Source organism: Streptomyces sp. NPDC002181, assembly GCF_042890485.1.
Taxonomy (GTDB): domain Bacteria; phylum Actinomycetota; class Actinomycetes; order Streptomycetales; family Streptomycetaceae; genus Streptomyces.
In genome coordinates this window covers 19,980-33,667 of record NZ_JBIASC010000022.1, presented here as the reverse complement: position 1 = coordinate 33,667, position 13,688 = coordinate 19,980, and the positions used below count along the sequence as shown (strand labels likewise).

Below are 13,688 nucleotides of genomic sequence, written 5' to 3'. Positions count from 1 at the left end.
GCTCCCTCATCCGGCCTGGCCGACGCGCCGCCCCCTGCGGCTGCGACAATGCCGCCATGACGGAGACCACGGTCGGTATCGGCGGAGCGGCGGAGAGCACCGACATGGTGCTCAACATCGGACCCCAGCACCCTTCCACGCACGGCGTGCTGCGCCTGCGCCTCGTCCTGGACGGCGAGCGGATCGTCAGCGCCGAGCCCGTCGTCGGCTACATGCACCGCGGCGCCGAGAAGCTCTTCGAGGCGCGCGACTACCGGCAGATCGTGATGCTCGCGAACCGCCACGACTGGCTGTCCGCGTTCTCCAACGAGCTCGGCGTGGTCATGGCCGTCGAGCGGATGCTCGGCATGGAGGTCCCCGAGCGGGCCGTGTGGATGCGGACGCTGCTCGCCGAGCTGAACCGGGTGCTCAACCACCTGATGTTCCTCGGCTCCTACCCCCTCGAACTGGGCGGGATCACTCCGATCTTCCACGCGTTCCGCGAGCGCGAGGAGCTCCAGGCCGTCATGGAGGAGATCTCCGGCGGCCGCATGCACTACATGTTCAACCGGGTCGGCGGCCTCAAGGAGGACCTCCCCGCGGGCTGGCTCGGCCGGGCGCGGGCCGCGATCGCCGACGTCCGCACCCGCATGGACGTGTACGACAAGCTGGTCCACGGCAACGAGATCTTCCGCGGCCGCACGCGCGGGGTGGGCGTGCTCTCCGCCGAGGCGGTGCACGCGTACGGGGTCTCCGGACCGATCGCCCGCGCCTCCGGCGTCGACTTCGACCTGCGCCGCGACGAGCCGTACCTGGCGTACGGGGAGCTCCAGGACGTCCTGAAGGTGGTCACCCGCACCGAGGGCGACTGCCTGGCCCGCTTCGAATGCCTCCTGGACCAGACGCACAACGCGCTCGACCTGGCCGTGGCCTGCCTGGACCGGATGGCCGAGCTGCCGCCCGGGCCGATCAACCAGCGCCTGCCGAAGGTGCTGAAGGCGCCCGAGGGGGCCACCTACGCCTGGACCGAGAACCCCCTCGGCATCAACGGCTACTACCTCGTCTCCAAGGGCGAGAAGACCCCGTACCGGCTGAAGCTGCGCTCCGCCTCGTACAACAACATCCAGGCGCTGTCGGTGCTGCTGCCGGGACAGCTGGTCGCGGACATGGTGGCGATCCTGGGCTCGCTCTTCTTCGTCGTGGGAGACATCGACAAGTGATAAGACCCGGGAACCCCCGTGCCTGAGCGGGCGTTTCCTGTTTAGGGTGCGGGCATGACCCCTGGCCTGTTCGACGGCTACCTGCGGCGGCTCGGTTTCGCACGTCCGCCCCGGCCCACCGCGGAGGCGCTGTTCGCGCTCCAGCGCGCCCACGTCGAGCGCATACCGTACGAGAACCTCGGCATCCAGCTCGGCCGGCCGCCCGGCATCGACCCCGAGCTGTCCGTGCGCCGCATCGCGGCCGGGCGCGGCGGGTACTGCTTCCACCTCAACGGCGCCTTCGCGGTGCTCCTGGAAGGCCTCGGCTTCGACGTGACCCGGCACCTGGCGGGCGTCATCGGCCGGGACGAGCGCGAGCGCCGGGACGTCAACGGCGACCACCTCGCGCTGACGGTCCGGGCCGGCGGCGAGGAGTTCTTCGTCGACACCGGGCTCGGCGACGGCCCGTACGAGCCGCTGCCGCTGCGCGCCGGAACGCACCGGCAGGGGGAGTTCACGTACGAACTGCACCCGCTGGGCGGGGAACTGCACGGCTGGCGGTACGTCTACGAGGCGGGGCCCTTCCCGGTGGTCAACATGCTCTCGGCGCCGGCGGCGGCGCCGGACGACTTCGAGGCCACGCACGTACGGCTGTCGACCTCGCAGGACTCGGGCTTCGTACGGACCCTCGCGCTGCTGCGGCGCGACGCCCACGGCATCGACGCGCTGCGGGGCCGGGTGCTGAGCCGGACCGAGCCGGGGAAGGGCACGACCGAGCGGATCCTGGACACGCCGGGGGAGTTCTGGGCGGTGGTGGGCGGCGTCTTCGGCCGGGAGCTCGACGACCTGTCCCCGGCGGACCGGACGGCGCTGTGGGAGCGGGTCTGCGCGGCCCACGAGTCATGGCAGGCCGCCCGGCGCTGATGTCGGTACGGGGGTGCAGACTTGGGACATGTCCCTCTCCCCCCGACGGGCCTGCCCCGCATGCGGGCGCGACTGCGCCGTGACCGCCGGCCGGATCGCCCGCCACGACCCTCCCGCCGGCCGCACCCGGGCGGACCTGATCTCCTGCCCGGGATCGCGGGCCCGCGTGGTGCTCGGCGCCTCGGCCCCCACCCTGGACGGCTTCGCCCTGCCGCCGCTGCCGGGCCAACTCCCGCTGTTCTGAGGGCCGGCGCGCGTCCGCCTACGAGATGGCGGTGCGCAGGCGGACGACGTCGATCGGCTCCGTCTCGTCGTGGGCCGTCAGGTCGATGACCTGGCCCACCGCGCGCTGTTCGGGGGTGGGCTGCTTGAAGCCCTGCTCCTTGACCGGCCGCTCTGCCGCGGCCGGCTCCGTCCGGGCGGATTCCGCCTTGTGGACCGCGAGGGCCTCCGCTCCGACCACGTCGGCCAGGTCCTCGTTCTGGACCGATTCGATCACCGCGCGGGCCTGGGCCGCGGTCTTGGTGCCGAAGAAGTCGAAGCCGCCCTCGACGCGGGACGCCGAGCGGCGCGCGGCCGAGTACGGGGCCACCGCGGCGGCCGGCCGGCGTGCCGGTACGGCGCCCGGGCGGGCGTGCCCGGCCTCCAGGGCCATCGGCTCGGCGGCCGCCTTGGCCTGCGGCGTCCTCGGCCGGGACGGCTCGGGCCCGCTCCCGCCCGGTGCCTTCGCCTTCGCCTTCTCCTGCGCCTCCGCCTTGCGGACCAGGGCGGCCATGGCGGCGTTGGCCCGGGCGTATCCCACGCTGGTGGGCGCCCCGCTCGACGTGCGCTCCTCGGTCACCGCCGGGAGCTCCTTCGGCGCCGCCGGGGAGGCCGGGGCCGCCGAGGCCTCGATGGCGAGCAGCCGGCGGCCCTCCAGGGCGCTGGCCCGCTCGGTCTCGGCGGTGGCGTACCGGCGCAGCAGCGCGGCGTGCTCACCGCGCAGCCCCGCGAGTTCGACCCGCTTGGCCCGCAGCTTCGCGTCCAGCTTGGCGCGCAGCGCCCGGGCCTCTTCGAGGTCGGACTCCAGCTCGGCTATCCGCTCCTCGGTCTTCCACTCGTCCTTGACCCGCTCGCGGGCGAGTTCGGCCACGCGGCGACCGGCCGCGCGGTCCCAGGCGCGCATGAGGACGGCGCCGGACACGCCCGCCGCGCCCGCGAGGGCCACGAGCAGGCGCAGGGGCAGAGGTTCCGCGAGCAGCCAGGCCGCGGCCGCGCTGGCGACGGAGACTCCGGCCACGGTCGTCGGCGTGAGCAGCCGGTGCAGGGGTTCGGGATTGCGGTGGCGTCCACGGGGCATGGCCTGAAATTTACAGGGCGTGGGGGTCGAGTGGGGTAACTGCCCGGCAATCTGTGGCCGGGCAGTTACCCGTCATTTCTCCACCAAACCCGCAACTGCTCCTACTTCGTGAGGCCCTTCGCCTTCAGATAGGCCTTCGCGGCGTCCGCCGGCTTCTCGCGCTCTGCGTCCACCTGCTTGTTCAGCTCGGCGAGGTCGGCGGTCGTGAGGACCTTGGTCAGCTTGTCGAGGGCGGCCGCGATCTCCGGGGATCCGGCGTCCTTGGCGTTGACCACCGGCAGGACGTTGTCGGCGTTCTGGAGCTTCTTGTCGTCCTCCAGCAGGACCAGGCCGAAGGTGTCGAGCGTGGCGTCGGTGGTCGTGGTGAGCGCCAGCTGGTCCACGCCGTCCTTGACCGCCTGCTTGGCCTGCGGGGTGCCGACGCCCTTCGGGTCGATACCGGAAACATCGATTCCGTACGTCTTCTTCAACCCCGGCGCGCAGAAGGGCCGTACGGCGCATTCGTCACCCGCCGCGATCTTCACCTTCAGCCCCGACTTGCCGAGATCGGAAAGCGTCTTCAGGTTGTTCTTCTGGGCGAATTCCTTCGACACCGCGAACGCGTTCTGGTCGACCGCCGGGCCCGCCGGCAGGGCCTTCAGGCCGAGCGGCGCCGCCAGCTTCTCCAGCCCCGCGACCGTCGCCGCCACGTCGCTGGAGGCGACCGGCTTCTCCTCCGGCGCCTTCGGACCGTTCACCTTGGCGTTGAGGAACTCCGCGAGGGTGGCCGCGTACTCCGGGACGACGTCGATCTCGCCCTTCTCCAGCGCGGGCTCGTACAGCTCCCGGTTGTTCACCGTGGTGATCGACGTGCTGTAGCCCGCGTCCTTCAGCACCTGCGCGTACAGCTCCGCCAGCACGTTGGACTCCGTGAACCCGGCCGCCCCGATGACGATCTTGCCCTTGGCGGAACCTGAACCGGAGTCGGAGGGAGCGGAGGCTCCCGACCCCGTGTCCTTGCTCTTCTCCAGGCTGTCGCCGCCGCACGCGGCGAGGGAGGCGGTCAGGGCCGCCGCCCCCAGTACGGCGCCGAGGACGCGCGTGGACTTGCTCATCTTGTGCTCCTCCAAGGGAGTGGGAACGACCAACGGACGAGGAAGGGCCCGCGGGGACGGACGGGCGGCGGGCGCACGGGTCAGCGCGCCGCCGGGCGCGGGAAGAGCCGGTCCGCCGCCACCAGGGCGCCCTCGACCAGCAGGGCCAGCGCCGCCACCAGCAGCGCCCCCGCGAAGACCTGCGGGGTGTTGTACGTGTTGAAGCCGGCGGTGATGATCCGGCCGAGCCCGCCCTGCCCGACCATCGCCGCGATCGTCGCCGTCGCGATCACCTGGACGGCGCCCGAGCGCAGCCCGGTCATCACCAGTTCGCGCGCGAGCGGCAGTTCCACCCGCCAGAACAGCTGCCCGCCGGACATGCCCATGCCCCGGGCGGCCTCCACCACCGAGCGGTCCACCTCGCGCATGCCCACGTAGGCGTTGGTCAGCAGCGGCGGTACGGCGAAGAGCACGAGCGCGGCGATGGTGGGCAGATAGCCCGCGCTGCGCAGCGGCGAGACCATGAACAGGGCCAGCACCGCGAAGACGGGGACGGCCCGCCCGATGTTGGAGATGTTGATCGCGAGCGCCCCGCCCTTGCCGATGTGGCCGAGCCACAGGCCGATCGGCAGGGCCAGCGCGCAGGCGATGGCGAGGGAGATCCCGCTGACGTAGACGTGCTCGCCGAGCCGGTGCCACACCCCGTTCTCCCCGGCCCAGTTGGCCCCGTCCGCCAGCCAGTCCCAGGCCTGTCCCAGCACGCCCATCGCCTCAGGCCCCCTTCGTCGGAGTCGTCGCTGCGGGCGGAGCGGGCTCGGCGGGGACCGGCTTCGCGCGCCGGGCGGCCCGCGGCGCGCGCGTCGCCCGCGTCCACGGCGTGAGCATCCGCTGTACGCCCAGCAGCAGCAGGTCCGCCACCAGGGCGAGCAGCACGCACAGCACGGAGGCCGTGAGCACCTGGGCCTTGAAGGAGCTGTTGACCGCCGGGGCGATGAGGTTGCCCAGGCCGCCCTTGCCGACGATGGAGCCGACGGTGGTCAGCGCCACCGTGGACACCGTGGCGATCCGGACCCCGGCGAGCAGCGCGGGCAGCGCCAGCGGCAGTTCGACCTGCCACAGCAGCCGCCCCGGACCGTAGCCCATCCCGCGCGCCGCCTCCCGCACCTCCTCGGGGACCGCTTCCAGGCCGGCCATCGCGTTGCGGACCAGGATGGTCAGCGAATACAGCACCAGCCCGGTCACCACGAGCGAGGCCGACAGCCCGAACAGCGGCAGCAGCAGGGAGAACATGGCGAGCGAGGGGACCGTGTAGAGCAGGGTGGTCAGGCCCAGCACGGGCGCGGCCCAGCGCCGGCCCCGGCGGGCCAGCAGGGCCAGCGGCAGGGAGACCACGAGGCCGATAAGCACCGACACACCCGTGATCCAGACATGTTGGACCGTGGCGTCGGTGAGCTCCTGGGAGCGGGACGTGACGTAGTCCCAGCAGATCCAGTCGTTCGCCACCAGGCAGTTCTGCCCGGCCATGCCCTCACCCCCTGCCGCCGTTGCGTACACCCGTCCGAACGGGCCCGTTCACAAGCGACCATAACCCCCGGGGCGGACAATGGCCGGAAACCTTCGCACCGGGGTAATACTCCCGTCACAAACAACCCGCAGCGTGTGGGGGAGGATGGGCAGGTGATCCGATTCGAGCATGTGACCAAGCGCTACCCCGACGGGACCACGGCCGTCGAGGACCTGTCCTTCGAGGTGGCGGAGGGTGAGCTGGTCACGCTCGTGGGACCGTCCGGCTGCGGCAAGACGACCACGATGAAGATGGTCAACCGGCTCATCGAGCCGACCTCCGGCCGGATCCTGCTCGGCGGCGAGGACATCGCGAGCGCCGACCCGGTCGAACTGCGCCGGCACATCGGTTACGTCATCCAGCAGGTCGGGCTGTTCCCGCACAAGACGGTGCTGGAGAACACGGCGACCGTCCCGCAGCTGATCGGCACCCCCAAGGCCAAGGCCCGCGCCCGGGCCGCCGAGCTCCTCGAACTGGTGGGGCTGGATCCGGCCGTGTACGGGGGCCGGTACCCGGAGCAGCTGTCCGGCGGTCAGCGCCAGCGCGTCGGCGTCGCGCGCGCCCTGGCGGCCGATCCGCCGGTGCTGCTGATGGACGAGCCGTTCGGGGCGGTGGACCCGGTGGTCCGCGAGCGCCTCCAGAACGAGTTCCTGGCGCTCCAGCGGACGGTGCGCAAGACGATCCTGCTGGTCACGCACGACCTGGAGGAGGCGATCCGGCTCGGCGACCGCATCGCCGTCTACGGCACGGGCACCATCGAGCAGTTCGCCCGCCCGGCCGCGGTGCTGGCCGCGCCCGCCACCGAGTACGTGGCCTCCTTCGTCGGCGCGGACCGGGGCCTGAAGCACCTCGCGGTCACCCCGGTGGAGCGGGCCGACCTGGCGCGGGCGGCCGAGGACGGGAAAGCCCCCACTGCCGCGGTGGCACTGGGGGCGAGTCTGCGCGAGGCGCTCGCGCTGCTGCTTCAGGAGGACTCCGGCCGGATCGGGGTCACGGACCCGGACTCCGGCGAGCTGGTCGGCGTACTGACCCCGGAGGGGGTCCACCGGGCACTGCGCCGGGCCCAGCTGCAGGAGGCGTAGCGCCGCGGGGCACGGCCCCGGGCCCGGGGCGGGCCGGGGGTCAGGCCTGGATGCGGTTGCTCATCCACACCAGCATCGACGGGATCTCGCGGCGCCAGGTGTTGAAGTTGTGGCCGCCGCTGTCGAGGATGATCGAGGAGACCCGGTCCGGGCCCTTGACCAGCTTGATGAACTTCTTGGTGTCGTCGAGGTTGGGCTCGCCCGTCTCGCTGCTGGTGACCAGGAAGGACGTACCGGTCGGCTTCTTGTGCTCGATGCTGTGCAGGACGTCCGCGCGCTTCTTCAGCTTGTCGTCGCCCTGGAACAGGTTGCCGGTGGTGGCGTCGTTCGCCGCGTCGTAGTACGCGGACAGACCCGCGGCGGCGCCGAAGGTCTGCGGGTAGTGCGCTGCGATCTTCAGGGCGCAGTAGCCGCCCGTGGAGTTCCCGATGAAGCCCATGTTCTGCGGCTTCTTGCCGACCCGGAAGGTCGCCTGGATGGCCTGCGGCAGGTCCTCGGCGAAGAAGGTCTCGGTCTGCGGTCCGCCGGGTATGTCCACGCACTCGGTGTCGCGCGGCGGCGCGATGGTCGGGCGCAGCATCACCAGGATCATCGGCTTCATCTTGCCCGCCTTGGCCTGCTTGAAGGCCGTCATCGGGTAGTTCAGCCCTTTGATCAGGTTCTCGGCGGTGCCCGGGTAGCCCGTCAGCACGATGGAGGCCGGAAAGTTCTGCTCCTTGTGCTGCGGCTGGAAGTACTCCGGCGGCAGCCACACGTAGCCCGGGCTCGTTATTTTCGACTTCTGCCCGGTTATGGCAACCTTCAGGATCTGTCCGCCGACCTGGGGCTGGGCCCCGCCCGGCACGTCGAGCTTCTGCTTGTCGACGACCTTGATGTCCTTGCTGCTCATGGAGTGGTCCACGACCTTGCCGACAGATGTCTGCTGGCCGAACAGGTCCGCCCACGAGCCGTAGAAGGAGAAGGACTTGTTCGCCGCCAGGCCCACGGCCGAGAACAGCGCCAGCTGGGTCGCGAGCAGGAGCCCGACCCGGCCGAGCAGCGCACGCCAGGTGCGGCCCGAGAGCCGGGGCCAGAACCACACCGTGGCTGCGAACAGCAGCACACCGGCGATGATGGCCAGCGCCAGAACCGTATTACTGGTGAGACCCATGAGCAGTCAGTCGACTTTCTGATGGCAGGACTAGTTTTTCTCGGCGGAAGAGTGAACCCGCTCGACCCCGATGTCGTCCTAGTGGACGCACCACACTCCGGAGGCTGTCGCGGCCTTCGGCCACATGATCTCTCGCGGAGCAACGGGAAGCGATGTCTAGCAGGATAGATGGCGATAAGTCGGGACAGGTTCCGAAGCAGGTCCGCCGAATCTTCCGCGGCCCACGACCGGAGTCGGTGCCCGGGCTGGTAGGTACGGCCGTCATGATCGTCGGCCTTCTGGACATCGCGGCGGGAGTGTTCCCGCGGTTCCGGCACAGCCGCATCCACGCGGTCACCGAGGTGCTGCCCGGTTCGCTGGGCCCGTTCGCAGCCGCCCTCGCCATCAGCGCGGGCGTCCTGCTCCTTCTGCTCGCCCACGGCCTCAAGCGCCGCAAGCGCCGCGCCTGGCGGGCGGCCGTCGCCCTGCTCCCGGCCGGGGCAGCGGCGCAGTTCATGTACCGGCACTCCGTCATCAGCGTGGTCATCGCGGCGGTGCTCCTGGGGCTCATCGTGCGCCACCAGGGTGAATTCAAGGCCCTGCCCGACCCGCGCAGCCGCTGGAAGGCGCTGGCCAACTTCGTGCTGATGAGCGCCGGCTCCATCGGCCTCGGTCTGGTCATCGTCAACTCCCACCCCGGCCGCGTCGTCGGCCATCCGGGTATTTACGAGCAGATCAGCCACGTCGTGTACGGGCTCTTCGGCATGGAGGGGCCGGTCGACTACTCCGGCCGCGTCTCGTGGACCGTCGGCTACTCGCTCGGCGCCCTCGGCATGCTGACCGCGCTCACCACCATCTACCTGGCCTTCCGCCCCGAGCACCCGGCCGCCCGGCTCACCGCCGACGACGAGACCAAGCTGCGCGAGCTGCTCGCCCGGCACGGCGGCCGCGACTCGCTGGGCCACTTCGCGCTCCGCCGCGACAAGGCCGTCGTCTTCTCCCCCAGCGGCAAGGCGGCCGTCACCTACCGCGTCGTCTCCGGCGTGATGCTCGCCTCCGGCGACCCGATCGGCGACGTCGAGGCCTGGCCCGGCGCCATCGAGCGGTTCATGGAGGAGGCCAAGGCCCACTCCTGGACCCCGGCCGTCGTGGGCTGCAGCGAGACCGGCGGCGAGGTCTGGACCCGCGAGACCGGGCTGGACGCCCTGGAGCTGGGCGACGAGGCGATCGTCGACGTCAAAGACTTCTCGCTCACCGGCCGCCCCATGCGCAACGTCCGCCAGATGGTGAAGCGCATCGAGCGCAACGGCTACACCACCAAGGTCCGCCGCGTCAGCGAGCTGACCGAGGAGGAGCTGGAGCAGGTCCGCGGCGCGGCCGTCGCCTGGCGCGGCACCGACACCGAGCGCGGCTTCTCCATGGCCCTGGGCCGTGTCGGCGACGAGGGCGACGGCGACTGCTTCATCGCCACCGCGCACCGGGTCGAGGAGGGCGACACCAGCCCGTTCGGCGACCTCAAGGCCATCCAGCACTTCGTGCCGTGGGGCAAGGACGGCATGTCGCTGGAGATGATGCGCCGCGACCGCGCCGCCGACCCGGGCATGAACGAGCTGCTGATCGTCGCCTCCCTGCAGCAGGCTCCCGGCCTGGGCATCGAGAAGGTCTCCCTGAACTTCGCGATGTTCCGCGCGGCCCTGGCCCGCGGCGAGAAGATCGGCGCCGGCCCGGTCCTGCGCATGTGGCGCAGCCTGCTGGTCTTCCTGTCCCGCTGGTTCCAGATCGAGTCGCTGTACAAGTTCAACGAGAAGTTCCGCCCCCGCTGGGAGCCGCGCTTCATGGTCTACCGCAACAGCCGCGACCTGCCCCGCATCGGCTTCGCCGTGATGCAGGCCGAGGGCTTCGTCACGCTGGCCCTGCCGCGGCTCTTCGCGAGCCGCCGCCGTCCCAAGCCGGTCCGCACCTGCGCCCACACGCACCTGACGGCGCCGGTGCCGGCCCAGGCCAAGCAGGAGCGCGAGGTCCAGGTCGCCTGACCCGGATCCCCCGATCCCCGGACCCCGGAGCCCGGTCCGCCGCACCGTCGGCGGGCCGGGCTCCGCCGCTTCGCGGCCCGGGCGGTGCGCCGCCGGGGCCCCGGTCCCCGCATACGGCCCGGCCAGGACACCGGCCCTACCCTGGAGCCATGAACATCAAGCGCGGGGCCGCCGGCAGGGGCCGGGTCGCAGGCCTGCCGGAATGGGACCGCTGCGGGGTCATGGGCGTCGTCAACGTCACCCCCGACTCCTTCTCCGACGGGGGGCGCTGGTTCGACACCACCGCCGCCGTCAAGCGCGGCCTCGACCTCGTCGCCCGGGGCGCGGACCTCGTCGACGTCGGCGGTGAGTCCACCCGCCCCGGCGCCACCCGCGTCGACGAGGAGGAGGAGCTGCGCCGCGTCGTCCCCGTGGTGCGCGGCCTGGCCTCCGAGGGGATCACCGTCTCCGTCGACACCATGCGCGCCTCCGTCGCCGCCCGGGCCGTGGCCGCCGGCGCCACGCTGGTCAACGACGTCAGCGGCGGCCTCGCCGACCCCGGCATGATCCCGGCCGTCGCAGCCGCCGAGGTGCCCTTCGTGGTGATGCACTGGCGCGGCTTCAGCGACGGCATGAACAAGCTGGCCGTGTACGAGGACGTCGTCGCCGAGGTCACCGCCGAGCTCCGGACCCGCATCGACGCCGTCGTGGCCGGCGGTATCGCCCCCGAGCGGCTCCTCGTCGACCCCGGCCTCGGCTTCGCGAAGATGGCCGAGCACGACCTGGCCCTGGTCGCGCACCTGCCCGAGCTGCGCGCCCTCGGCTTCCCGCTCCTGGTCGCCGCCTCGCGGAAGCGTTTCCTCGGCCGGATCCTGGCCGGCGCCGCCGACACCGCCCCGCCCCCCGCCCGCGAGCGCGACGCCGCCACCGCCGCGGTCTCCGCCATCGCGGCCCACCAGGGCGCGTGGGCGGTAAGGGTCCACGAAGTACGGGCGACCGCCGACGCGGTTCGGGTGGCCCGGGCCGTGGAAGGAGCGCTGTGACCGTGACCATCGAACCGGAAGGAGCACGGTGAGCAGAACCGACATCGAAGCGGTCGACGAGGTCAACACGGCCTTCTACGAGGCCATGGAGCGGGGGGACTTCGACGCACTGTCGGCGCTCTGGCTGGAGGACGAGATCTCCTGCGTGCACCCGGGCTGGCCCGTGCTCTCCGGCCGCGGGGAGGTGCTGCGCTCGTACGCGCTGATCATGTCCCACACCGACTACATCCAGTTCTTCCTCACCGATACGAAGGTCGCCGTCATAGGTGACACCGCACTGGTGACGTGTACGGAGAACATCCTCAGCGGCGGGCCCGCCGAGGACGGCGGGGAACTCGGACCGCTCGTCGGCCAGCTGGTCGTCGCCACGAATGTGTTCCGACGCACATCGGAGGGCTGGCGGCTCTGGTCCCACCACGGTTCTCCCGTGCTGACGGACTCCGCCGAGGACGAGGAAGAGGACCCCGCCTGACCCCACCGGCGGGGGCCGGGGTCTTTCGCAGGTAAATTCGAAGACGGACGACGCCGACCGCACTCGGCGCAGGCCCATGGATCCGGGGAGTCCCGGACCGGAAGCACCTACGAAAGCAGGAGTGATTCGCGTGGATCGTGTCGCGCTGCGCGGCCTCAAGGCTCGCGGGCACCACGGCGTCTTCCCCCGGGAACGCGAGGAGGGCCAGACCTTCATCGTCGACCTCGTGCTGCACATCGACACCCGCCCCGCGGCGGCCGACGACGACCTGGCGAAGACCGTGCACTACGGGGTCGTCGCCGAAGAGGTCGTCGATGTGGTCCAGGGAGAGCCCGTCGACCTGATCGAGACCCTCGCCGAGCGGATCGCCCAGCAGTGCCTCAAGCACGAAGCGGTGGCACAGGTGGAGGTCGTCGTCCACAAACCGGACGCCCCCATCACCGTCCCCTTCGACGACGTGACCATCACGATCACCCGGAGCCGCGTGTGAACAACGGACTGAACGCCCCGAGCGACCCCACCGTCCAGCCGGTGCCCGCATCCGTCGTAGAGACGGTCGACGCGGCGGACACCACCCTCTCCAACCCCAAGTGGGCCGTCATCGCGCTCGGTGCGAACCTCGGCAACCGCCTGGAGACCCTCCAGGGCGCCGTCGACGCCCTCGGCGACACCCCCGGCCTGCGGGTCAAGGCCGTCTCCCCCGTCTACGAGACCGAGCCGTGGGGCGTCGAGCCCGGCTCGCAGCCCTCGTACCTCAACGCGGTCGTCGCGCTGAAGACGACGCTGCCGCCGTCCTCCCTGCTGGAGCGCGGCCACGCCATCGAGGAGGCCTTCGACCGCGTCCGCGAGGAGCGCTGGGGGCCGCGCACGATCGACGTCGACATCGTGTCGTACGCCGACGTGGTCTCGGACGACCCGGTCCTCACCCTCCCGCACCCGCGGGCGCACCAGCGGGCCTTCGTCCTGGCCCCGTGGAACGACATCGACCCCGAGGCGCAGATCCCGGGCCGCGGCCCCGTCGCGGCGCTGCTGGCCGGAATCGGCCTGGCGGGCGTCACGCCGCGCCCGGACCTGGAACTCCGCCTGCCCGAGTAGTCGTTAACCTGTGGCTGGAGCCGGGGCGACGACGAGTCCGCGGCGCGGAAAGCGGGGAACGGGCACGTGAAGCAACTGAGGCCGGCGGTCCTGGCGGGGATCTTCGCCGTCGCCGGGGTGCTGTCCTGGGCGGGCGCCCGGCTGTGGAACGCGTACGGGACCCTGCCGGGCGTCCCGCTCGCCGCGCCCATCGTGCTGGGCGCCATCGCGGTCGTCCTGCTGGCCACGGCCCTCTCGCTGCGCGCCCGCCTCAAGGCGCAGCGCGAGCGCAGGCCGGGCGCCAAGGGCGTGGAGCCGCTGATGGCGGCCCGCGCTGCCGTCTTCGCCCAGGCCAGCGCGCTCGTCGCGGCCCTCGTGGCGGGGATGTACGGCGGTGTGGGCGTCTTCCTGCTGATGGACTCCCTGGACGTCCCGGCCCGGCGCGACCAGACCTGGTACGCCGGCTTCGCGGTCCTGGCGGGCGCGGCCGTCATCGCCGCCGCCCTCTTCCTGGAGCACGTCCTCAAACTCCCGGAAGACGACGACACCACCCCCCAGACCCCCTCCCGGGCCTGATCCCCCGCCAGCGGGCCGGGCGCGCCCGAGCCGGCACCCCCTAGGACCAGCCGTTGTCGAGCGTCACCCGCGGGACGGGGGCCGACCAGCCGTTGTCTGCGACCACCCGTTCCGAGGTGGTGTCACCCACAGCGGAGTGGCCGATAATGAGCGCCACTGCCGCTGCGAGGCCAGAGACGATCAGGGTGATTCGTACGGTGAACGAGTGCATTGTGGTCCTTT

Annotated in this window: 15 protein-coding genes; 10 read left to right on the top strand and 5 right to left on the bottom strand. The window is 71.7% G+C overall.

Annotation, left to right across the window (positions count from 1 at the left end; translation table 11 throughout):
* The first annotated feature begins 56 nt into the window (after window positions 1-56).
* From ACFYXV_RS33265 to ACFYXV_RS33255, 3 genes are read left to right on the top strand one after another with little or no spacing between them, the layout of a single operon-like run.
* Entirely contained in the window at window positions 57-1,199 is a 1,143-nt protein-coding gene (locus ACFYXV_RS33265) for an NADH-quinone oxidoreductase subunit D (protein WP_053691355.1), read from the top strand.
* 54 nt (window positions 1,200-1,253) lie between these two features.
* Complete coding sequence (locus ACFYXV_RS33260; RefSeq protein WP_389384964.1) at window positions 1,254-2,102, top strand: arylamine N-acetyltransferase; 849 nt, start codon at window positions 1,254-1,256, stop codon at window positions 2,100-2,102.
* Between the two features lie 28 nt (window positions 2,103-2,130).
* On the top strand, window positions 2,131-2,346 hold the full coding sequence (locus ACFYXV_RS33255; protein WP_385472523.1) for a hypothetical protein: 216 nt from the start codon (window positions 2,131-2,133) through the stop codon (window positions 2,344-2,346).
* A gap of 18 nt (window positions 2,347-2,364) precedes the next feature.
* On the opposite strand, the gene ACFYXV_RS33250 is transcribed toward ACFYXV_RS33255, so the two are convergent.
* The 4 genes from ACFYXV_RS33250 to ACFYXV_RS33235 form a co-directional block, all read right to left on the bottom strand.
* Window positions 2,365-3,441: a hypothetical protein gene (locus ACFYXV_RS33250; RefSeq protein ID WP_389384963.1), complete on the bottom strand. Its 1,077-nt coding sequence runs from the start codon at window positions 3,439-3,441 to the stop codon at window positions 2,365-2,367.
* 101 nt (window positions 3,442-3,542) lie between these two features.
* Window positions 3,543-4,535 (bottom strand): ABC transporter substrate-binding protein, encoded by a 993-nt coding sequence (locus ACFYXV_RS33245; RefSeq protein WP_385472517.1) that lies wholly within the window; start codon window positions 4,533-4,535, stop codon window positions 3,543-3,545.
* A gap of 80 nt (window positions 4,536-4,615) precedes the next feature.
* Window positions 4,616-5,281: an ABC transporter permease gene (locus ACFYXV_RS33240; protein ID WP_383339608.1), complete on the bottom strand. Its 666-nt coding sequence runs from the start codon at window positions 5,279-5,281 to the stop codon at window positions 4,616-4,618.
* A 4-nt stretch (window positions 5,282-5,285) separates the two neighbouring features.
* Window positions 5,286-6,038 carry an ABC transporter permease gene (locus ACFYXV_RS33235; RefSeq protein WP_389384962.1) on the bottom strand — a complete coding sequence of 251 codons (753 nt, stop codon included), beginning with the start codon at window positions 6,036-6,038 and terminating at the stop codon, window positions 5,286-5,288.
* 153 nt (window positions 6,039-6,191) lie between these two features.
* Between ACFYXV_RS33235 and ACFYXV_RS33230 the strand changes: the two genes are divergently transcribed.
* Complete coding sequence (locus ACFYXV_RS33230) at window positions 6,192-7,160, top strand: ABC transporter ATP-binding protein (RefSeq protein WP_383339603.1); 969 nt, start codon at window positions 6,192-6,194, stop codon at window positions 7,158-7,160.
* A 40-nt stretch (window positions 7,161-7,200) separates the two neighbouring features.
* Here ACFYXV_RS33230 and ACFYXV_RS33225 read toward each other — a convergent pair whose 3' ends face one another.
* On the bottom strand, window positions 7,201-8,310 hold the full coding sequence (locus tag ACFYXV_RS33225) for an alpha/beta hydrolase (RefSeq protein WP_383339600.1): 1,110 nt from the start codon (window positions 8,308-8,310) through the stop codon (window positions 7,201-7,203).
* Window positions 8,311-8,462: 152 nt separating this feature from the next.
* Here ACFYXV_RS33225 and ACFYXV_RS33220 point away from each other — a divergent pair, with 152 nt between their 5' ends.
* The 6 genes from ACFYXV_RS33220 (at window position 8,463) to ACFYXV_RS33195 (ending at window position 13,466) form a co-directional block, all read left to right on the top strand.
* Window positions 8,463-10,322, top strand: coding sequence for a phosphatidylglycerol lysyltransferase domain-containing protein (locus ACFYXV_RS33220; RefSeq protein WP_385472508.1), 1,860 nt, complete (start codon window positions 8,463-8,465; stop codon window positions 10,320-10,322).
* Window positions 10,323-10,471: 149 nt separating this feature from the next.
* Window positions 10,472-11,344, top strand: a complete 873-nt coding sequence (gene folP, locus ACFYXV_RS33215) for a dihydropteroate synthase (protein WP_383339594.1) — start codon at window positions 10,472-10,474, stop codon at window positions 11,342-11,344.
* 28 nt (window positions 11,345-11,372) lie between these two features.
* Window positions 11,373-11,816, top strand: a complete 444-nt coding sequence (locus ACFYXV_RS33210; RefSeq protein WP_078865047.1) for a nuclear transport factor 2 family protein — start codon at window positions 11,373-11,375, stop codon at window positions 11,814-11,816.
* A 130-nt stretch (window positions 11,817-11,946) separates the two neighbouring features.
* Window positions 11,947-12,306 (top strand): dihydroneopterin aldolase, encoded by a 360-nt coding sequence (gene folB, locus ACFYXV_RS33205; protein WP_030158540.1) that lies wholly within the window; start codon window positions 11,947-11,949, stop codon window positions 12,304-12,306.
* Complete coding sequence (gene folK / locus ACFYXV_RS33200; RefSeq protein WP_383498130.1) at window positions 12,303-12,911, top strand: 2-amino-4-hydroxy-6-hydroxymethyldihydropteridine diphosphokinase; 609 nt, start codon at window positions 12,303-12,305, stop codon at window positions 12,909-12,911. The genes folB and folK overlap by 4 nt, the downstream gene beginning before the upstream one ends.
* A 66-nt stretch (window positions 12,912-12,977) precedes the next feature.
* On the top strand, window positions 12,978-13,466 hold the full coding sequence (locus ACFYXV_RS33195) for a DUF3180 domain-containing protein (RefSeq protein ID WP_383339586.1): 489 nt from the start codon (window positions 12,978-12,980) through the stop codon (window positions 13,464-13,466).
* Window positions 13,467-13,688 lie beyond the last annotated feature (222 nt).